General features: G+C 60.0%; 17 protein-coding genes. 12 read left to right on the forward strand and 5 right to left on the reverse strand.

The genetic code is table 11. From position 1 onward, the window contains the following. Window positions 1-200 precede the first annotated feature (200 nt). The 3 genes from ACW9JC_RS15715 (at window position 201) to ACW9JC_RS15725 (ending at window position 6,941) form a co-directional block, all read left to right on the forward strand. Window positions 201-3,476, forward strand: a complete 3,276-nt coding sequence (locus tag ACW9JC_RS15715) for a transglutaminase family protein (protein ID WP_457455905.1) — start codon at window positions 201-203, stop codon at window positions 3,474-3,476. A gap of 88 nt (window positions 3,477-3,564) precedes the next feature. Further along, entirely contained in the window at window positions 3,565-6,051 is a 2,487-nt protein-coding gene (locus ACW9JC_RS15720) for a circularly permuted type 2 ATP-grasp protein (protein WP_457455907.1), read from the forward strand. Beyond that, window positions 6,051-6,941 carry a transglutaminase family protein gene (locus ACW9JC_RS15725; protein ID WP_457455909.1) on the forward strand — a complete coding sequence of 297 codons (891 nt, stop codon included), beginning with the start codon at window positions 6,051-6,053 and terminating at the stop codon, window positions 6,939-6,941. Before ACW9JC_RS15720 ends, ACW9JC_RS15725 begins: the two co-directional genes overlap by 1 nt. Before the next feature lie 211 nt (window positions 6,942-7,152). Here the strand turns inward: ACW9JC_RS15725 and ACW9JC_RS15730 are convergent, their stop codons facing one another. Then, on the reverse strand, window positions 7,153-7,335 hold the full coding sequence (locus ACW9JC_RS15730; protein WP_338584440.1) for a hypothetical protein: 183 nt from the start codon (window positions 7,333-7,335) through the stop codon (window positions 7,153-7,155). Between the two features lie 68 nt (window positions 7,336-7,403). Continuing rightward, window positions 7,404-7,991, reverse strand: a complete 588-nt coding sequence (locus ACW9JC_RS15735; protein WP_457455911.1) for an LOG family protein — start codon at window positions 7,989-7,991, stop codon at window positions 7,404-7,406. Between the two features lie 344 nt (window positions 7,992-8,335). On the opposite strand from ACW9JC_RS15735, the gene azu reads away from it, so the two are divergent. Continuing rightward, a complete protein-coding gene (gene azu / locus ACW9JC_RS15740; protein WP_338584442.1) occupies window positions 8,336-8,782 on the forward strand; it encodes an azurin in 447 nt (148 codons plus the stop codon). A 199-nt stretch (window positions 8,783-8,981) separates the two neighbouring features. On the opposite strand, the gene nadE is transcribed toward azu, so the two are convergent. The 3 genes from nadE to ACW9JC_RS15755 are packed head-to-tail and all read right to left on the reverse strand — an operon-like array spanning window position 8,982 to window position 12,019. After that, complete coding sequence (gene nadE, locus ACW9JC_RS15745) at window positions 8,982-9,809, reverse strand: ammonia-dependent NAD(+) synthetase (RefSeq protein ID WP_338584443.1); 828 nt, start codon at window positions 9,807-9,809, stop codon at window positions 8,982-8,984. Between the two features lie 4 nt (window positions 9,810-9,813). Beyond that, the gene (gene pncB, locus ACW9JC_RS15750; RefSeq protein WP_338584444.1) at window positions 9,814-11,040 is read right to left on the reverse strand and encodes a nicotinate phosphoribosyltransferase; all 1,227 of its coding nucleotides are present in this window, start codon (window positions 11,038-11,040) and stop codon (window positions 9,814-9,816) included. Between the two features lie 40 nt (window positions 11,041-11,080). After that, a complete protein-coding gene (locus ACW9JC_RS15755; protein WP_338584445.1) occupies window positions 11,081-12,019 on the reverse strand; it encodes a LysR family transcriptional regulator in 939 nt (312 codons plus the stop codon). 175 nt (window positions 12,020-12,194) lie between these two features. Between ACW9JC_RS15755 and amaB the strand changes: the two genes are divergently transcribed. From amaB to ACW9JC_RS15795, 8 genes are all read left to right on the forward strand, one after another. After that, window positions 12,195-13,685 carry an L-piperidine-6-carboxylate dehydrogenase gene (gene amaB / locus ACW9JC_RS15760; protein WP_448106139.1) on the forward strand — a complete coding sequence of 497 codons (1,491 nt, stop codon included), beginning with the start codon at window positions 12,195-12,197 and terminating at the stop codon, window positions 13,683-13,685. Window positions 13,686-13,810: 125 nt separating this feature from the next. After that, window positions 13,811-15,094, forward strand: a complete 1,284-nt coding sequence (gene amaA / locus ACW9JC_RS15765; RefSeq protein ID WP_457455914.1) for an L-pipecolate oxidase — start codon at window positions 13,811-13,813, stop codon at window positions 15,092-15,094. 364 nt (window positions 15,095-15,458) lie between these two features. Next, on the forward strand, window positions 15,459-16,592 hold the full coding sequence (locus ACW9JC_RS15770) for an ABC transporter substrate-binding protein (RefSeq protein ID WP_338584448.1): 1,134 nt from the start codon (window positions 15,459-15,461) through the stop codon (window positions 16,590-16,592). 240 nt (window positions 16,593-16,832) lie between these two features. After that, entirely contained in the window at window positions 16,833-17,747 is a 915-nt protein-coding gene (locus ACW9JC_RS15775; RefSeq protein ID WP_046819754.1) for an ABC transporter permease subunit, read from the forward strand. A 3-nt stretch (window positions 17,748-17,750) separates the two neighbouring features. Then, window positions 17,751-19,034, forward strand: a complete 1,284-nt coding sequence (gene livM, locus ACW9JC_RS15780) for a high-affinity branched-chain amino acid ABC transporter permease LivM (RefSeq protein WP_338584449.1) — start codon at window positions 17,751-17,753, stop codon at window positions 19,032-19,034. After that, entirely contained in the window at window positions 19,031-19,903 is an 873-nt protein-coding gene (locus ACW9JC_RS15785; protein WP_457455917.1) for an ABC transporter ATP-binding protein, read from the forward strand. The genes livM and ACW9JC_RS15785 overlap by 4 nt, the downstream gene beginning before the upstream one ends. Further along, window positions 19,900-20,616 carry an ABC transporter ATP-binding protein gene (locus ACW9JC_RS15790; protein WP_416130076.1) on the forward strand — a complete coding sequence of 239 codons (717 nt, stop codon included), beginning with the start codon at window positions 19,900-19,902 and terminating at the stop codon, window positions 20,614-20,616. Before ACW9JC_RS15785 ends, ACW9JC_RS15790 begins: the two co-directional genes overlap by 4 nt. Before the next feature lie 358 nt (window positions 20,617-20,974). After that, window positions 20,975-21,217, forward strand: coding sequence for a hypothetical protein (locus tag ACW9JC_RS15795; RefSeq protein ID WP_457455919.1), 243 nt, complete (start codon window positions 20,975-20,977; stop codon window positions 21,215-21,217). The last annotated feature ends 8 nt before the right edge of the window (window positions 21,218-21,225 follow it).

Raw genomic sequence — 21,225 nt, forward strand, 5'->3', positions numbered from 1 at the left:
CCAATCCCGTGTAGGAGCTGCCGAAGGCTGCGATCTTTTGATCTTCGCGACATATTCGTGCAATTGCTCTGAACCAATTTCCCGCATCGCCCGATTTTGGTGCTGTACTGCCTCCAGTAACCGGAGAAAGCGCCAGCGCCGCTGGATGGCATAAGTCTTGCGCGCTTTCGAATACGCTTAGGGCTCGCAGGAGGCACGCCGTGTCGATTCATGTCGCATTGCACCACGTCACGCATTACCGCTACGACCGCGCCGTCGAGCTCGGTCCGCAGATCGTTCGCTTGCGCCCGGCCGCCCACAGTCGCACGCGGATACTCTCCTATGCGCTGAAAGTCTCGCCCGAGCAGCATTTCATCAACTGGCAGCAAGACCCGCAGGGCAATTACCTGGCGCGGCTGGTGTTTCCGGAAAAGACCGACGAACTGCGGATCGAAGTCGACCTGCTGGCCGAAATGGCGGTCTTCAACCCCTTCGATTTCTTCCTCGAACCCTACGCAGAAAAAATCCCGTTCGCTTATGCCGCGGACGAGCGCAAGGAACTGGCGCCGTACCTGGAAACCTTGCCCCTGACGCCAAAATTCAAGGCCTATCTGGACGGCATCGATCGTACGCCACTGCCCGCCGTGGATTTCCTCGTCGCGCTCAACCAGCGCCTGAGTGAAGACATCGATTACCTGATCCGCATGGAGCCAGGCGTGCAAACCCCCGAATTCACCCTCGAACAGTCCTCCGGCTCGTGCCGTGACTCCGCGTGGCTGCTGGTGCAACTGCTGCGCAACCTCGGGCTGGCGGCGCGCTTCGTTTCCGGTTACCTGATCCAGTTGACCGCCGACGTGAAAAGCCTTGATGGCCCGTCCGGCACTGAAGTCGATTTCACCGACCTGCACGCCTGGTGCGAGGTGTACTTACCCGGCGCTGGCTGGATCGGCCTGGATGCGACTTCCGGGCTATTTGCCGGTGAAGGACACATTCCGTTGGCCTGTAGTCCGGATCCATCCTCGGCGGCACCGATCACGGGTTTGGTGGAACCGTGCGAGTGCGAATTCAGCCACGAAATGTCGGTTGAGCGGATTTGGGAGGCGCCCCGCGTCACCAAGCCTTACACCGACGATCAATGGCTGGCGATTCAGGCCCTGGGTCGGCAAATCGATGCCGACCTGCTGGAAGGCGATGTGCGCCTGACCATGGGCGGTGAGCCAACCTTCGTGTCCATCGATGACCCGGACGGCGCCGAGTGGAACACGGCGGCGCTGGGGCCGGATAAACGCCGACTGTCCGCCGAGCTGTTCCAGCGCATGCGTAGACGCTACGCGCCGCAGGGGCTGGTGCATTTCGGGCAGGGCAAGTGGTACCCCGGTGAGCAACTGCCGCGCTGGTCGCTCAATTGCTACTGGCGACGCGACGGCGTGCCGATCTGGCAAAACAACGCGCTGATCGCCGATGAGCAGGAAGATTACGGCGCCAATGGCGAGTTGGCCGGGCGTTTTCTGGCGAGCGTCGCCGAGCGCCTGAAAATTCCGACACGCTTTGTGTTTCCGGCCTACGAAGATAATTTCTATTACCTCTGGCGCGAAGGCACTTTGCCGCAGAACGTCAGCGCCGAGGATTCCCGTCTTGAAGAGCCGCTGGAGCGTGCGCGCCTGCGCAAAGTCTTCAGCCAGGGTCTGGACAAGGTCATCGGCCAGGTCCTGCCGCTGGCGCGCACCGCCAAGGGCGATCAATGGCAAAGCGGTCGCTGGTACCTGCGCGACGAGCATTGCCGACTGGTGCCAGGTGATTCGCCGCTGGGCTATCGCTTGCCGCTGGGTTCGCAGCCTTGGGTGAAAGCGGCGGAATATCCGTTCATTCATCCGCAAGACCCTAATCAAGAGTTCCCGCCGCTGCCAGACGCTGCACAACTGCAAAGCCAGGGCGCGGCTGCCGTTGCTGAAGATCGAGCGCCGAAGATCGACGAATCCGCCGACTGGCTGACCCGCACCGCGTTCTGCGCTGAGGCACGGGAAGGCCGGTTGTACCTGTTCATGCCGCCACTGGAGCGCGCTGAGGACTATCTGGAACTGGTCGCGGCCATCGAAGCCACCGCGGATGAACTGCATTGCCCAGTGTTGCTGGAAGGCTACGAGCCGCCGAGCGATCCGCGCCTGAGCAACTTCCGCATCACCCCGGATCCGGGCGTTATCGAAGTCAACGTGCAGCCGTCCACGACGTGGGACGAATTGGTCGAGCGCACCGAATTCCTTTACGAAGAAGCGCGTCAGACCCGACTCACCACCGAGAAATTTCTCATCGATGGTCGGCATACCGGCACCGGTGGCGGTAACCATTTCGTACTGGGTGGCGCGACACCGGCTGACTCACCGTTTTTGCGGCGTCCGGATTTGCTGCGCAGCCTGATCAGTTACTGGCATAACCACCCGTCATTGTCCTATCTGTTTTCCGGACTGTTCATCGGCCCAACGTCCCAGGCACCGCGCGTCGACGAAGCACGCAACGATGCCTTGTATGAGCTGGAAATAGCTTTCGCGCAGATGCCTGAGCCGGGTGAAGAGTGTGCGCCGTGGCTGGTGGATCGACTGTTGCGCAACCTGCTGATCGATGTCACTGGCAACACTCACCGTGCCGAGTTTTGTATCGACAAACTCTACTCGCCGGACGGCGCAACGGGACGCCTTGGGCTGCTGGAATTGCGCGCATTTGAAATGCCACCCCATGCGCGCATGAGCCTGGCGCAACAGTTGTTGCTGCGGGCGCTGGTCGCTCGTTTCTGGCGCGAACCCTATGCGCCGCCGGAGCTGGCGCGCTGGGGCACGGAGCTGCACGACCGGTTCCTGTTGCCGCATTTTATCGAACAGGATTTCGCCGATGTCATCGTCGAACTCAACGCCGCCGGTTACCCGGTGCGGGCCGAGTGGTTCGCGGCGCATCTGGAGTTTCGTTTTCCCAAGGTCGGCGATTACGCCGTCAGCGGCATTGCGCTGGAACTGCGTCAAGCGCTGGAGCCGTGGCATGTGTTGGGCGAAGAGGGCGCGGTCGGTGGCACGGTGCGTTACGTGGACTCGTCCCTGGAGCGCTTGCAGGTCAAGCTCAGCGGCATGCCGCCGCAGCGTTATTTGCTGACCTGCAACGGCATCCCGGTGCCATTGCAGCCGACCGGGCGTGTAGGCGAATTCGTCGCTGGCGTGAGATTCCGCGCCTGGCAACCGGCCAATTGCCTGCAACCGACCATCCCGGTTCACGCGCCGCTGGTGTTTGACCTGCTCGACACCTGGATGGGGCGTTCGCTGGGCGGTTGCCAGTATCACGTCGCGCATCCGGGCGGGCGCAACTACGAGACCTTGCCGGTCAATGCCAATGAAGCCGAGAGCCGGCGAATGGCGCGTTTTTTCAGGATCGGACACACGCCAGGGAAACTTCCTATCCCGATTCTGGAAATTAACGACGAGCTGCCGATGACTCTCGATTTACGACGTTTCTAAACCGTACGCGACGCTCGGATTTTTCGTATATCCGGGCGTCATGAGCCTGCGTTAGTCTGACCGTTCCCTGCTGTCTGCCGAGCTTTCCATGCCTGACCTGCTAGACCGCTACCCGCTCACGGCGGGCACCTATCACGAACTGCTCGACGACAGCGGCGCCGTGCGCCCGCACTGGCGCCGACTGTTCGACCAATTGCAGCGCAGTACGCCAGCGCAACTGGTGCAGCGTCAGGCCCTGCTGACCCGGCAGATTCAGGAAAACGGTGTCACCTACAACGTCTACGCCGATCCCAAGGGCGCCGACCGGCCATGGGAGCTGGACCTGCTACCCCACGTGATTGCCGCTGACGAATGGGAACAGCTGTCGGCCGGTATCGCCCAGCGTGCGCGATTGCTCAATGCCGTACTGGCCGATCTGTATGGCCCGCAACGGCTGATCGCCGAAGGCCTGCTACCGGCCGAACTGGTGTTCGGCCACAACAATTTCCTCTGGCCCTGTCAGGGCATCAATCCGCCTGACGGGGCTTTTCTGCATCTGTATGCGGTGGATTTGGCGCGTACCCCCGATGGTCGCTGGTGGGTCACAGCGGACCGCACTCAAGCGCCGTCCGGTGCCGGTTATGCACTGGAAAACCGCACCATCGTGTCCCGGGCCTTTCCCGAGCTGTACCGCGACCTGAAGGTGCAGCATCTCGCTGGCTTCTTCCGTACGCTTCAGGAAACCCTGGCCCGACAGGCGCCGAGCGATGAAGAAGTGCCGCTGGTGGTGTTGCTGACACCGGGACGTTTCAACGAAAGCTATTTCGAACATCTATACCTGGCGCGCCAGCTCGGTTATCCGCTGGTGGAGGGCGGCGACCTGACGGTACGCGATGCCACGGTTTACCTGAAGACCCTGAGCGGTCTGCGCCGGGTTCATGCGGTCATGCGCCGGCTCGACGACGATTTCTGCGACCCGTTGGAGCTGCGCACCGATTCGGCCCTTGGCGTGCCAGGCCTCCTGGAAGCCGTGCGGCAGGGGCGGGTGCTGGTGGCCAATGCGCTTGGCAGTGGTGTGCTGGAGTCGCCGGGGTTGTTGGGTTTTTTGCCGAAGATCAATCAGTTTCTGTTTGGCGAAGAACTGATCTTGCCGTCCATCGCTACCTGGTGGTGCGGTGAGGCGCCGGTACTGGCGCAGGCCCTGGAAAAGCTGCCTGAACTGCTGATCAAACCGGCGTTTCCGTCCCAGAGTTTTGCGCCGGTATTTGGTCGCGATTTGAGTGAAAAACAGCGCCAGGAGCTTGCCGAGCGCATGCAGGCACGGCCTTACGCCTATGTTGCGCAAGAACTGGCGCAGTTGTCCCAGGCGCCGATCTGGCAAGCCGAGGGCGGAGTGCTGCAACCCCGCGCCATTGGCATGCGCGTGTATGCCGTGGCCAGCCGCGAAGGCTATCGGGTGCTGCCCGGTGGTTTGACCCGCGTGGCCGCCGAGGCCGATGCCGAAGTGGTGTCGATGCAGCGCGGCGGTGCCAGCAAGGACACCTGGGTGTTGGGCGACCGCCCGCCCAGCGGCGAACAATGGAAAGCCCAGCGCAATATCGGCGTACATGATCTGGTGCGGCGCGATCCGTATCTGCCGTCGCGGGTGGTGGAAAACCTGTTCTGGTTTGGCCGCTACTGCGAGCGCTGCGATGACAGCGCGCGGTTGCTGCGGATCATGCTGGCGCGATACGTGGATGGCGATGACCCGCAAGCCCTGCAAGCGGCGGTCGAACTTGGCGAACGGCTGATGCTATTGCCCGAAGACGGCGAACTGCCGGAACGTTTGCTGGCGGCAATCCTCGGCGATGACTGGCCATTCAGCCTGCGGTCCAACCTGCAACGCTTGCAGTGGGCGGCCTCGCAGGTACGCGGCAAGCTGTCGCGGGAAAACTGGCAGGCGCTGGTGGAGTTGCAGCGCGAAGCCATCGAACTGGAAACCGATGAGCCGGATTTCGGCGAGCTGCTGGATTTCCTCAACCGTCTGGTGATGTCCCTCGCGGCGCTGTCCGGTTTTGCCCTGGACGACATGACACGGGACGAAGGCTGGCGATTTTTGATGATCGGCCGGCGGATTGAGCGCCTGCAATTTCTCAGTGGCAGCCTGGCGGCGTTTCTGCGTGGCGCCGGGGCCTTCGATCAGGCCGGATTGGAATGGCTGCTGGAGCTGGGCAACAGCAGCATCACCTACCGCTCGCGGTATCTGGCGGTGGCGCAATTGATTCCGGTACTCGACCTGTTGCTGCTCGACGAACAGAACCCGCACGCGGTGCTGTTCCAGTTGAAATTGGTAACCCACACCCTTAAACGCTTGAACGATGACTTTGGTGCTCCGCGCGAAGCCGGATTGCCACAATTGGTCGAGCGGCTGGCCCGTTTCGACCTCGGCTGTCTGGAGAATCCGTTGTTCGGTGAAGCCAGTGTGCGTGCGGCGATCGATGGGCTGGCAGATTTGCTGCAAGAGATTGCCGAGGCCAGCGGGCAAGTGTCCGATCGCCTGGCCCTGCGCCATTTCGCCCATGTCGATGATGTCAGCCAGCGCACGGTGTCGGTCTGATGAGCGCCCATTACCAGATTTTCCACGACACTCATTATCACTACGACAGCCCGGTGTCCCTGGCGCAGCAACTGGCCCATTTGTGGCCAAGGTCATGTGCCTGGCAGCGCTGCACGGATCAGCAACTGCAGATCAGCCCGGAGCCGACTGCGCGTCGCGATGAGCTGGACGTGTTCGGCAACCCGCTGACCCGGCTGGCGTTCGAGCGCCCTCATGATGAACTGTTGGTCAACGCCAGCCTCACGATCGAGGTGCTGCCCCGGCCCGCGCTGGACTTCAATCTGTCCCCGGCGTGGGAAGACACCCGCAACGCGCTGACCTACAGCAGCCAGCCGCTGTCGCCCGAACTGCTCGAAGCCTGCCGCTACCGCTTCGAATCACCCTATGTGCATTTGAAGCGCAACTTCGTTGAATTTTCCGAGAGTTGCTTCCCGACCGGGCGACCGCTGCTGCTTGGGGTTCAGGCTCTGATGGAGAAGATATTCAGCGAGTTCACCTTCGATGCCGAAGCGACGCAGGTAGCGACGCCGCTGGTGGAAGTGCTGGAGCGTCGACGTGGGGTCTGTCAGGACTTCGCGCACTTGATGCTCGCTTGCGTGCGCTCCCGTGGCCTCGCCGCGCGCTATATCAGCGGTTATCTGCTGACCCAGCCGCCACCCGGTCAGCCACGCTTGATCGGCGCCGATGCATCTCATGCGTGGCTGTCGGTGTTTTGCCCGGTGTCGGGCTGGGTGGATTTCGATCCGACCAACAATGTGCAGCCGGCGCTGGAACACATCACATTGGCCTGGGGGCGGGACTTTTCCGATGTGTCGCCCTTGCGGGGGGTGATTCTGGGTGGTGGTAATCACGACCCGGAAGTCCGCGTTACGGTGATGCCACTGGAGTAAAGAAGATCAACTGTAGGAGCGAGCCTGCTCGCGATAGCGGTGTTTCAGTCAAACAAATATTGGATATGCCGCCGCCATCGCGAGCAGGCTCGCTCCTACAGGGATTGTGGTGTTCTGTGGAATTCGATTGGCCTGCGAGGGTCGGCAGCGGCGCTGCCAACCCTGGACACAGATCCGGTGGGCCCGATCAGATCATCCGGCCCGGAGGGTCTCAGGCGTCGGGCGCCTGGTCTTTCGGTGCATCAACATCATCTTCTGCTGCCACTTCTTCCCCGTCAGGGTTCAGTGCTGTTTCTTCAGCTGTAGCTTTCTTGCGCTGAAGCTTTTCCTCTTTCTTCTGTTCCTTGGCCAAGTCACGCTGACGTTTGGCGAAGGAGTAGTTGGGTTTAGCCATGGGCGATCCTCTGGGGTCGAAGGTGAGGTTGAGCGGCGCGTATTCTGCCCTGTATCGGTGCCGAGTCGTTAGTCGGGTTTTTGCTCGACCCACTTCGGCGGTACGCTCGGTTGCCAGGCATCGAGGGCTTCGAGCAGCGTCTGTGGCGATTCGCTCACCTGCAGCATGTCACGGTGAGCCCCGCGAACGAAGCCTTCGCCGACGATGTGATCAAGAAAACCGGTGAGTTTGCTGTAGAAACCGTTCACTTCCAGCAAGCCCAGCGGTTTGCCGTGGTAGCCGAGTTGGCCCCAGGTCCAGACTTCGAACAGTTCTTCCAGGGTGCCGAGGCCGCCGGGCAACGCGATGAAAGCATCGCTGAGTTCGGCCATCCGCGCCTTGCGCGCATGCATGCCGTCGACCACTTCCAGGCGAGTCAGACCGCTGTGGCCGATTTCCTTGTCCTTGAGGCTTTGCGGAATGATGCCGATCACTTCACCACCGGCCGCCAGCGCGGCGTCAGCCACAATGCCCATCAGGCCCACGGCGCCACCGCCATAGACCAGCGTCAGCTTGCGCTCGGCCAGTGCCTTGCCCAAGGCCACAGCCGCTTCACGATAAGCCGGGTTGGTGCCGGTGCTGGCCCCACAAAATACACATACGGATGCTAAAGACATGCCTTACTCCATGGTCGATCAGGGCCACAGAGTAAAGGCAGGCGCTCGGCGCTCCAAGGGCTAAACTTCCCGCTTGGGCGTTTCATAGGTGCCGCTGGCGCCACAGGCATAGGCGGCAAGCAAGCTGCACAACAGGCTATTGAGGGACATGACAGACGCTCCGTTGATTGATGACGATCTGATCATAGGGCCGGGCCAGACGCCTGGCTGGTAGATTGTTTCCATCGATGTCATAGCCTGAAAGTTGTATACAATTTTTGATTCAAGTCATATGAACTTGCGAAGTTTTCAGGCAGTCTTCTGTCCATTCGCATTTTTCAATAACCCTGCCTTGGAGATTCACCATGTTTGCCAAACTTGTTGCGGTATCCCTGCTGACACTGGCCAGCAGCCAATTGATGGCTGCCGAGTGCAAAGTCACCGTTGACTCCACTGACCAAATGTCCTTCAACACCAAGGCCATTGAGATCGACAAGAGCTGCAAAACCTTCACCGTCGAACTGACCCACTCCGGCAGCTTGCCGAAAAACGTCATGGGCCATAACTGGGTGCTGAGTAAAGAAGCCGACATGCAGCCGATCGCCACCGATGGCCTGAGCGCCGGCATCGACAAGCAGTACCTGAAGGAAGGCGATGCGCGCGTGATCGCCCATACCAAAATCATCGGCGCCAAGGAAACCGACTCGGTGACCTTCGACGTGTCGAAGCTTGATGCCAACGAAAAATACGGCTTCTTCTGCTCGTTCCCGGGCCACATCTCGATGATGAAAGGCACCGTTACCCTGAAGTAATCAGGCACACCGCGTCATCGTTCATCGCTGGCAAGCCAGCTCCCACAAGGTTCTATGTCGGACACAATGTTTGTGAGCACCCGAAACCCTGTGGGAGCGAGCTTGCTCGCGAATGGGCCATCAACATCGACAAATATGTTGGCCAAAGAAAAGCCCGCTGAGGATCGCTCCTCAGCGGGCTTTTTCATTCACTCACGCCTCAAGGCGCAAACGGCATCACCCGCTTGTGGTGCGTCTTGTTGTACGTGCTGACGATGATCTTGAACGCTTCCTCACGCACCGGCTGGCCATGCAGGAAAGCGTCGATCTCGGCGTAGGTCACGCCGTGGGACGCTTCGTCCGGCTTGCCCGGCGACAGGTCTTCAAGGTCGGCGGTCGGGACTTTTTCCACCAGCGATTCCGGTGCGCCAAAGCTGCGCGCAATCGCCCGGACCTGGTTTTTCACCAGGCCGCTGAGCGGTGCCAGGTCACAGGCGCCGTCACCGAACTTGGTGAAGAAACCCATCACCGCTTCCGCCGCGTGGTCGGTGCCGATCACCAGGCCATGGGCCGCGCCGGCGATGGTGTACTGGGCGACCATGCGCATCCGCGCCTTGGTGTTGCCGAGCACGAAATCCACCGAGACCGCGTGCTTGCCTTCGAACGCCGCCACTTCATTGGCCAGAGATTTGACTGCCGGACCGATGTTCACAGTGTGGCGCTCGTCCGGGTTGATGAAATCCACCGAAGCCTGGGCATCGTGTTCATCGAACTGGGTCTCGTACGGCAGGCGCACGGCGATGAACTTGTAGCTGCCGTCACCCGTGCGCTGGCGCAGTTCACGCATGGCGCGCTGGGCCAGCAGGCCGGCGGTCAGGGAGTCGACACCGCCGCTGATGCCCAGCACCAGCGTCTTGAGCCCGGAATTGACCAGGCAGTCCTGGATGAAGGTAATGCGTCGGGCTACTTCGGCCTCGAGGGCGGCGTCGTCGGCGAACGGCGGTTGAACCTTGAGCTGCTCAGCAATCTCACGCTGTACGGCTTGCATGAATTCACTCCTTGCTTGATGTGCTGGAAAGGGCGGCAGGAACCTGGAAAACGTGTCGCAAATAGGCGACGAAATTCGGGTCTTTGCAGTGAGTCTTGCCTGGCTCGTCGGAGATCTTCGCCACCGGCGCGCCGTTGCAGGCGGTCATTTTAAGCACGATGCTCATCGGTTCGACACCCGGAATGTCACACGTCAGGTTGGTGCCGATGCCGAAGCTGACATTGATCCGACCACGCAGCGCCCGGAATATTTCCAGTGCCTTGGGCAGCGTCAGGCTGTCGGAGAAGGTCAGGGTCTTGCTCATCGGGTCGATGCCGAGCTTGTGGTAGTGGGCGATGGCTTTTTCCGCCCACACCACGGGATCACCGGAGTCATGGCGCAAGCCGTCGAAGAGCTTGGCGAAAAACAGGTCGAAATCGCCGAGGAAGGCATCCATGGTGATGCAGTCGGTCAGGGCGATCCCCAGCAAACCGCGATACTCGCGGACCCAGCAGTCGAGGGCGGCAATCTGACTGTCGATCAATCGCGGACCGAGTTGCTGGTGAGCCATGATCCATTCGTGAGCCATTGTGCCCAGCGGCTTCATGTCCAGTTCCCGGGACAGGTGTACGTTGCTGGTGCCGACGAAACGGCCGGGGAAATCGTGCTTGAGCACGTTCACCACTTCTTCCTGCACGCGGTACGAAAAGCGCCGGCGCGTGCCGAAATCGGCTACCTGCAATTCCGACAATTCGTCGCTGCTGGCGTTGGCGGTGAGCCAGTCGAACTTGCGATAGAGCTGCTCGCGGGCCTGCTCGAGGACGATTTCCCGGTAACGATAGCGGTTACGCACTTCGCTGACGATCGCCAGTATCGGCACTTCAAACAGGATCACATGCAACCACGGCCCGCGCAGGCGGATAAACAGCTCGCCGTTTTCGATGCCGGTGTGGATGTAGCGCAAGTTGAAGCGAAACAGCCCGAGAAAGCGCAGGAAATCCGGCTTCAGGAAGCTGATGCGCTCCAGAAAACTCAACTGGTCGGCGCTCAGGCTCAACTCGGCCAGGCGCTCGATCTGGAAACGGATCTCCGCCAGGTACGGGCGCAAATCCTCACTGTTACGGCAACGAAACTCCCATTCGACTTCGACGTTCGGGTAGTTGTGCAGCACCGCCTGCATCATCGTCAGTTTGTAGAAGTCGGTGTCGAGCAGGTTCTGCACGATGCGATCGGCAAACACACTCTCGCTCATAACGGGGGTTCTCCACATTCAATAGAGCTAGTGGCGCATATCAGTGGTGAGGATTGCCAGCGATTTTTGCGTTATCAGTGGTAGCGGGGTGGTCAACCTGCTCCAGCATCCACTTCACAAAATCCCGCACCTTCGGCACTTCCGCCGAATGCTCCGGATACGCCAGGTAATAGGCATCGGTGCTGGGCATTGCATGCTGCCAGGGAATGACCAGTTTGCCTTCGGCCAGTTCCTCTTCCACCAGAAACCGGGGCAGCAATGCGACGCCGCAGCCGACCTGCGCGGCGCGGATGCACATGTAGAAGGTTTCGAAGCGCGGGCCGTGGTAGCTGTGTTCGGTGTGGTAGCCCTGACTGTCGAACCAGTCATGCCAGCCCTGGGGGCGTGAGGCGTTTTGCAGCAGGACCAGATCGGTGAGTTGCGTCGGGTCGGTGAACGGCTCGGCTGGCAGGCTGCCGGGAGCGCATACCGGCACCAGTTCTTCGCTGAACAACTTCAGGCATTCGGTACCCGGACGTGAGCCCTGGCCAAAGTAGAACGCCAGGTCACTGCGGCCTTGCAGCAGATCATCGGCTTCCTGTTCGCTGCACAGGTCCAGGTGAATCGACGGATGGCGTAGGCGCCAGCCTTTCAGCCGCGGCACCAGCCAGCGTGCGCCGAATGTCGGGGGCGTCGAGACGCGCAGGACTTCGGTTTCGCCGCCGTAGGAGCGCAGGTAATGGGTCGACATCTCGACCTGCGTGAGGATTTTTCGTACTTCCACCAGGTACAAATCGCCCGCCGGGGTCATTTGCAGGCGTCGACGCACCCGGCGAAACAGCAAGTGCTGCAGCAGCTCTTCCAGTTGCGCGACCTGCTTGCTGACGGCGCTCTGGGTCAGGTTCAGTTCTTCGGCGGCCCGGGTGAAGCTCAGATGCCGGGTCACGGCTTCGAAACACTGCAGGGCAGCGATCGATGGCAAATAGCGTTTGTTCAGCATGGGCGGTCCTTTGTTCTTGTCTCTTTATTGCCAGCAATGCACAGCATGAATAAACGGAATGATATCTCTCTTAAAGGTCGTTTGTTGAGTAACCTCGGGGGCGCTAAAACTACAGGTCTGATCAGCCGTGATTTTCCGGCTGCACCCGTTCCGTTTTTTGCTTGAGGAGTGACCCATGGTTGCCGCATTGCTTGATCGTCTTGGTGTGAACCCGGCCCTGTACCAGAACGGCAAAGTGCCGGTGCATTCGCCCATCGACGGCAGTCGCATCGCCGCCGTGAACTGGGAAGGCGCTGCCGAAGTCGAGCAGCACATCAGTCGCGCAGATCATGCGTTCGAACTGTGGCGCAAGGTTCCGGCGCCGCGCCGTGGCGAACTGGTGCGTCAACTGGGCGACATTCTGCGTGAATATAAAGCCGATCTCGGCGAGCTGGTGTCCTGGGAAGCCGGCAAGATCACTCAGGAAGGCCTGGGCGAAGTTCAGGAAATGATCGACATCTGCGATTTCGCCGTCGGTCTGTCCCGCCAGTTGTACGGTTTGACCATCGCCTCCGAGCGTCCTGGTCACCACATGCGTGAAACCTGGCACCCGCTGGGCGTCGTCGGCGTGATCAGCGCGTTCAACTTCCCGGTCGCGGTCTGGGCCTGGAACGCTACGCTGGCGCTGGTCTGCGGCAACCCGGTGATCTGGAAACCGTCGGAAAAAACTCCGCTGACGGCACTGGCCTGCCAAGCGCTGTTCGATCGCGTGCTGAAGAACTTCAGTGACGCCCCACCGCACCTGAGCCAAGTCATCATCGGTGGCCGCGATGCCGGCGAAGCGCTGGTCGACGACCCGCGTGTCGCACTGGTCAGCGCCACTGGCAGTACCCGCATGGGCCGCGAAGTGGCACCGAAAATCGCCGCACGTTTCGCTCGCAGCATTCTGGAGCTGGGTGGTAACAACGCAATGATCCTCGGCCCAAGCGCCGATCTGGACATGGCCGTTCGCGCGATCCTGTTCAGTGCCGTCGGCACCGCCGGTCAGCGTTGCACCACGCTGCGTCGCCTGATTGCCCACGAATCGGTCAAGGAAGAAATCGTCACCCGCCTGAAAGCTGCCTACTCCAAAGTGCGCATCGGTCACCCGCTGGAAGGCAACCTGATCGGCCCGCTGATCGACAAACAAAGCTTTGAAAACATGCAGGACGCGCTGGAACAAGCGCTGAGCGAAGGCGGCCGGGTGTTCGGCGGCAAGCGCCAGCTGGAAGACAAATTCCCGAATGCCTACTACGTTTCGCCAGCCATCGTCGAAATGCCGGAGCAGAGCGACGTGGTCTGCCACGAAACCTTCGCGCCGATCCTCTACGTGGTCGGTTACAGCGACTTCAACGAAGCGCTGCGCCTGAACAACGCCGTGCCACAAGGCTTGTCCTCGTGCATCTTCACCACCGACGTGCGTGAAGCGGAGCAGTTCATGTCGGCGGTGGGCAGCGACTGCGGCATTGCCAACGTCAACATCGGCCCGAGCGGTGCGGAAATCGGCGGTGCGTTTGGTGGCGAGAAAGAAACCGGCGGTGGCCGTGAGTCGGGCTCCGACGCATGGCGCGGCTACATGCGCCGTCAGACCAACACCGTGAACTACTCGCTGGAGTTGCCGTTGGCGCAGGGCATTACGTTCGACTGAAGGGCCTCATCGCGGGCAAGCCTTGCTCCTACGGGATTTGTGTTGTGGCACATACCTGTAGGAGCAAGGCTTGCCCGCGATGCTTTTGATTTTAGTTTGTTAGGTTTCATTTTCGGAGTCTGGCAATGCCGTTACGCGAAGAGTGTCTGTGGGAAAAACTGACGCCGCAAAGGCCTGACAACGCGGCGCTCAAGGGTGAAGTAAAGGTCGATGTCTGCGTCATCGGTGCCGGTTTTACCGGGCTGTCGGCGGCGGTGCATTTGCTGGAGCAAGGCAAGACGGTTTGTGTGCTGGAAGCCCATCGCGCCGGGCATGGCGGATCGGGGCGCAACGTCGGGCTGGTCAACGCCGGGATGTGGATTCCACCGGACGAGATCGAAGCCGGGTTTGGCGAAACGGTCGGCAGCCAGCTCAACCGCATGCTGGGTGCGGCGCCATCACTGGTGTTCAGCCTGATCGACAAATACAACATCGATTGCCAGTTGCGCCGCGAAGGCACGCTGCACATGGCGCACAACGCCCGTGGCGAAGCGGACTTGCGCAGTCGTGAAGAACAATGGAAACGCCGTGGTGCGCCGGTGGAACTGCTCACCGGGCAAGCCTGCGAACAAGCCACCGGTACCAAGAAAATCGCCGCCGCGCTGCTCGACCGGCGTGCCGGAACCCTCAACCCGATGGCCTACACAACGGGGCTGGCCAAAGCGGCCACCGGCCTCGGCGGCCAATTGTTCGATCATTCCCCGGTGACCCGACTCGAACGTCAGGGCCAGCGCTGGTCGGTGCAGACTGCTCAGGGTTCGGTACTGGCCGAGCAAGTGGTGATCGCCTCCAACGCCTACACCGAAGGTGACTGGACCGAGCTGCGGCGCAATTTCTTCCCCGGCTATTACTATCAAGTGGCGTCGGTGCCGTTGACCGAAGACGCTGCGCAACAAATTCTGCCCGGTGGCCAGGGATCCTGGGACACCCGTCAGGTCCTGAGCAGTATTCGTCGCGACAAGGACGGGCGCCTGCTTCTTGGCAGTCTGGGTAATGGCAACCAGAAGCCGGCCTGGTTCCTCAAGGCCTGGGCTGATCGCGTCCAGCAGCATTATTTTCCCTACCTCAAACCGGTTGAATGGGAGTGTACCTGGACCGGTTGCATCGCCTTCACCCCCGATCATCTGATGCGCCTGTTCGAACCGGCGCCCGGTTTAGTGGCAGTCACCGGCTATAACGGTCGGGGCGTGACCACAGGAACAGTCGTCGGCAAAGCCTTTGCCGATTACTTGTGTAACGGAAATCCTCAGGCGCTACCGATTCCCTTCGCTCCCATGCAGCCACTGGCCGGGGTGGGCTTGCGCAGCTGTTTATATGAGGCAGGGTTTTCTCTGTATCACGCAGGCCAGTGCTTGCGGATCGTGATCTGATTGTTGAAATTTGTTGCGGGGAGCGGCGCTTTTTCGTTCAGCAGCTAGCCTGTAATGGTGCGGGTTGTAGCAGTCCCGCACCAGCAGTGTGCAGTTCGGTGACGTACGTTGTTACAGGCTGGTTGCACGCCGTTTGGTGCCGCGGTTGCAATGATGGCGCAGAGGGGTTGCGCCTCGAAAAAAATACGGTTTCACCTTCCGCGGTTTAGACGGTTGCACGCCCAATGAAAATGGGTCAGAAACAGTCGAAATAACAATAAAGCAGCGACTTTTTTCAGAATAAAAAACCGATGGCACGGCCCTTGCTCTGAGCATTCAGTGAAGTCGCAGTGCCAATTAAAAAAAAACCTTGGAGCACCACCTCATGTCCCAGACGTTTTACAAGAAAGGCTTTCTGGCCCTCGCAGTGGCAACTGCGTTGGGTGTTTCTGCGTTTGCTCAAGCTGATGTGAAAATCGGCGTAGCGGGTCCAATGACGGGCGCCAACGCAGCATTTGGCGAGCAGTACATGAAGGGTGCACAGGCAGCAGCCGATGCGGTGAACGCAGCGGGTGGCGTAAACGGGGAAAAAATCGTACTGGTCAAGGGCGATGACGCCTGCGAACCGAAACAGGCTGTGACGGTCGCCAAGGACCTGACCAACCAGAAAGTTGCCGGCGTGGTCGGTCACTTCTGCTCCTCGTCGACCATCCCGGCCTCCGAGATCTACGACGAAGCGGGCATCATCGCCATCACTCCAGGCTCCACCAACCCACAGGTTACCGAACGCGGCCTGAGCGCCATGTTCCGTATGTGCGGTCGTGACGACCAGCAAGGCATCGTGGCCGGCGACTACATCGTCGACGTGCTCAAGGGCAAGAAGGTTGTCGTACTGCACGACAAGGACACCTACGGCCAAGGCCTGGCTGACGCCACCAAGGCTCAACTGGTAAAGCGCGGCGTAACGCCAGTGCTGTATGAAGGCCTGACCCGTGGCGAGAAAGACTTCAGCACCATCGTGACCAAAATCCGCGGTGCCGGCGCTGACGTCGTCTACTTCGGCGGCCTGCACCCGGAAGCCGGTCCTCTGGTGCGTCAACTGCGTGAACAAGGTCTGAAAGACGTCAAGTTCATGTCCGACGACGGCATCGTGACCGACGAACTGGTGACCACCGCTGGCGGCCCGCAATTCGTTGATGGCGTGCTGATGACCTTCGGTGCCGACCCACGCCTGCTGCCAGACAGCAAGGCCGTGGTAGACGCATTCCGCAAGGCCGGTACCGAGCCTGAAGGCTACACCCTGTACGCCTACGCTTCGGTGCAAACCCTGGCTGCAGCTTTCAACGGTGCCAAATCCAACAAGGGCGAAGAAGCCGCTGCCTGGCTGAAGAAAAACCCAGTCAAGACCGTCATGGGCGAGAAGACCTGGGACAGCAAGGGCGACCTGAAAGTCTCCGACTACGTGGTTTACCAGTGGGACAAGGACGGCAAATATCACCAGCTGGAAAAACAGAAGTAAGGGCTGACTCAATTGGGTGAACCCCCGGGTCCCCTGTGGGAGCGAGCTTGCTCGCGATGACGGACTGGCAGACGACAACTTTGTTGAATGTTCCGCCGCTATCGCAGGCAAGCCAGCTCCCACAGGGGCCGTGGTGGCTTGCCTGATCGTGTTTGACATTGCTCCGACGTAAATCTGTATTTTCCTTAGAAGAACCGCACCCCCACAGGTGTGCAGGTTCTCATTGCGTGAGATTGCGTTATGGATGGTATTTTCCTGCAGCAACTGGTCAATGGCCTGACCCTCGGGTCGGTCTATGGCCTGATCGCCATCGGCTACACAATGGTCTATGGCATCATCGGCATGATCAACTTCGCCCACGGCGAGGTTTACATGATTTCCGCTTACCTCGCGGCGATCAGTCTGGCTCTGCTGGCTTACTTCGGTATCGAATCCTTCCCGCTGCTGATGCTCGGCACCCTGATCTTCACCATCGTCGTCACGGCGGTGTATGGCTGGGTCATCGAGCGTGTCGCCTACAAACCCCTGCGTAACTCTACCCGACTGGCACCGCTGATCAGCGCCATCGGTATTTCGCTGATCCTGCAAAACTACGCACAGATCGCCCAGGGCGCGAAGCAACAAGGCGTTCCTACGTTGCTGACGGGTGCGTGGCGTGTCGAGGTCGGCACAGGTTTCGTGCAACTGACCTACACCAAGGTGTTCATTCTGGTCGCCGCGTTTGTCGGGATGGCCGCACTGACCTACATCATCAAGTACACCAAGCTCGGCCGCATGTGCCGTGCAACCCAGCAAGACCGCAAGATGGCTTCGATTCTGGGGATCAACACCGACCGGGTGATTTCCTACGTGTTCATCATTGGTGCAGCGATGGCGGCCCTGGCCGGCGTACTGATCACCATGAACTACGGCACATTCGACTTCTATGCCGGCTTCATCATCGGGATCAAGGCGTTCACCGCCGCGGTGCTCGGCGGGATTGGCTCGCTGCCTGGCGCCATGCTCGGCGGGATCATTCTCGGGATTTCCGAGTCGCTGTTCTCTGGTCTGGTGAACTCGGACTACAAAGACGTTTTCAGCTTCTCGCTGCTGGTTCTCGTTCTGGTCTTTCGGCCCCAAGGCCTGCTCGGCCGTCCTCTTGTGTCGAAGGTGTAAGCGATGTCTTCAACCACTAAAAAAACCATTGATATCAAAAAAAGTCTGGTTGACGCGATTCTTGCCGGCCTCATCGCCCTGATTGTGTTCGGGCCGATTGTCGGCGTCGTTCTCGATGGCTATGGCTTCAACCTGGAAACCACCCGGGTGGCGTGGATTGTCGCCATCGTCATGGCCGGTCGCTTTGCCCTGAGCATGTTCCTGCAAACCCCCAAGGGCCTGAGAATCCTCGAAGGTTTTGAGTCCACCGGTTCCGGGGTTCATGTACTCGCGCCTGACTACAAGTCCCGGTTGCGCTGGATCATCCCGCTGATGATCGTCCTCGCCGTGGTGTTCCCGTTCTTCTCCAACTCCTACCTGCTGGGCGTGGTCATCCTCGGGCTGATCTACGTACTGCTGGGCCTGGGGCTGAACATCGTGGTCGGCCTGGCCGGCCTGCTCGACCTGGGTTACGTGGCGTTCTACGCCATCGGTGCCTACGGCCTGGCGCTCGGTTATCAGTACCTGGGATTGGGTTTCTGGACGGTGCTGCCGCTGGCGGCGATCACGGCGGGCCTGGCCGGCTGCATCCTCGGCTTCCCGGTGCTGCGCCTGCACGGTGACTACCTGGCGATCGTGACCCTGGGCTTCGGTGAAATCATCCGACTGATCCTCAACAACTGGTTGTCGCTGACCGGCGGTCCGAACGGAATGCCGGCACCACTGCCGACCTTCTTCGGCCTGGAGTTCGGCAAGCGGGCGAAGGACGGCGGCGTACCGTTCCATGAGTTCTTCGGCATCGCCTACAACCCGGACGTGAAGTACTACTTCATTTATGCGGTGTTGTTCCTGGTGGTTCTTGGCGTGCTGTACATCAAGCATCGCCTGACGCGCATGCCTGTGGGCCGTGCCTGGGAAGCGCTGCGCGAAGATGAAATCGCCTGCCGGTCCATGGGCCTGAACCACGTGCTGGTCAAGCTCTCGGCATTCACCATCGGTGCATCGACGGCGGGTCTGGCCGGCGTGTTCTTCGCCACCTATCAAGGTTTCGTCAACCCGACCTCGTTCACCTTCTTCGAGTCCGCCCTGATCCTCGCCATCGTGGTACTGGGTGGCATGGGCTCGACCATCGGCGTGGTGATAGCGGCTTTCGTACTGACCGTCGCCCCGGAGCTGCTGCGTGGCTTCGCCGAATACCGCGTGTTGCTGTTCGGCGTCCTGATGGTGTTGATGATGATCTGGCGACCGCGCGGCCTGATTCGGATCAGCCGTACCGGTGTGACCCCGCGTAAAGGAGTAGCGCCATGAGCGAAGTCGTACTCAGTGTCGAAAAGCTGATGATGCACTTCGGCGGCATCAAGGCGTTGAACGATGTCAGCCTGCAGGTCAAGCGCAACTCGATCTTCGCCCTGATCGGCCCCAACGGTGCGGGCAAGACCACAGTGTTCAACTGCCTGACCGGTTTCTACAAGGCATCCGGCGGCAAGATTGAAGTGAACGTGCGTGGCGAACAGACCAACGTCATCAAATTGCTGGGCGAGTCGTTCAAACCGACCGATTTTGTCTCGCCGAAATCGTTCGCCAGTCGGCTGTACTACAAAATGTTCGGCGGCACCCACCTGGTGAACCGGGCCGGGCTGGCGCGGACATTCCAGAACATTCGCCTGTTCAAGGAAATGTCGGTGCTGGAAAACCTGCTGGTGGCCCAGCACATGTGGGTCAACCGCAGCCTGCTGGCGGGCATCCTCAACACCAAGGGCTACCGCAAGGCCGAGAGCGATGCGCTGGATCACGCGTTCTATTGGCTGGAAGTAGTGGACCTGGTGGACTGTGCCAACCGCCTGGCCGGTGAGCTTTCCTACGGCCAGCAACGTCGTCTGGAAATCGCCCGCGCCATGTGCACCCGTCCGCAGATCATCTGCCTCGACGAACCGGCCGCCGGCCTCAACCCTCAGGAAACCGAAGCGCTGAGCGCGATGATCCGGCTGCTGCGCGACGAGCACGATCTGACCGTGGTGCTGATCGAACACGACATGGGCATGGTTATGAGTATTTCCGACCACATCGTGGTGCTGGACCACGGCGTCGTCATCGCCGAGGGCGGCCCCGACGACATCCGCAACGACCCGAAAGTGATTGCCGCTTACCTGGGCGCCGATGAAGAGGAAGTGGTATGACCCAACCCATCCTCGAACTCAAGGATCTGAACGTGTTCTACGGCCCGATCCAGGCCCTCAAAGGCGTGTCGCTGCACATCAACGAAGGTGAAACGGTCAGCCTGATCGGCTCCAACGGTGCCGGCAAGTCGACGCTGCTGATGTCGATCTTCGGTCAGCCGCGGGCGGCGGACGGGCAGATCCTCTATCAGGGCGTGGACATCACGCACAAGTCGTCGCACTACATCGCCTCCAACGGCATCGCGCAATCGCCGGAAGGCCGGCGGGTGTTCCCCGACATGACCGTCGAGGAAAACCTGCTGATGGGCACCATTCCAATTGGTGACAAGTACGCCAAGGAAGACATGCAGCGCATGTTCAAGTTGTTCCCGCGACTTGAAGAGCGACGCACTCAGCGCGCGATGACCATGTCCGGCGGCGAGCAGCAAATGCTCGCCATTGCCCGTGCGTTGATGAGCAGGCCCAAACTGCTGCTGCTTGATGAGCCGAGCCTGGGTCTGGCACCGATCGTGGTGAAGCAGATTTTCGCCACCCTGCGCGAACTGGCGAAAACCGGCATGACCATCTTCCTGGTGGAGCAGAACGCCAACCACGCCCTTCGCTTGTCCGACCGTGCTTACGTGATGGTCAACGGCGAAATTCGCATGACGGGTACCGGCAAGGAGTTGCTGGTCAACGAGGATGTGCGTAACGCCTATCTCGGCGGGCACTAGATCGTTAGCGTTCAACAAAACGCCCTGACGTGCTCAACGTCAGGGCGTTTTTTTATGCGCGCTCCGTGGTGGCTGTTGTAGGAGCTGTCGAGTGAAACGAGGCTGCGATCTTTTGATCTTGTTTTCAGATCAAGTCAACAGATCGCAGCCTTCGGCAGCTCCTACAAGAGCGGCGTTGCGACGTAAAGTAAAATTGTGGAAAACAAATTCCCCAAGCTCCCAAACCGCGACATAAAGCCGCTGCAAATAGTTGTTTTGTCACGGTTTTGACTTGTCCCCGTTTGCTGTGGAGCTGGCTGTGAATAACGTGGGAGTAGCTGGCTGAGAGCCTTTCAATCCGTGGCCTCCAGCGATATGGTTGTTTTTTGATCAGGCGTTTTTGCGTGGCTTCAGGGTGGGTTTGTCAACCTTTTTCTGGGTGACGAAAGTGCAGCAAGTTACAGTGAACAAACCTGTGGATAAGTCTGTGATTAAACTCTGGAAAGACTTGGCTGAAGGCCGTGGTTACTGGCTTGCGGCCATCGTCGGTTTGACCGGCTGTTCGGGAAAATTGCCATGGGCTACACAGCAGGTCCGTCAGGGTCAAGCAAAAAAGTTTTGAAACGCCTC

Source organism: Pseudomonas sp. SDO5591_S426 (genome assembly GCF_054070755.1).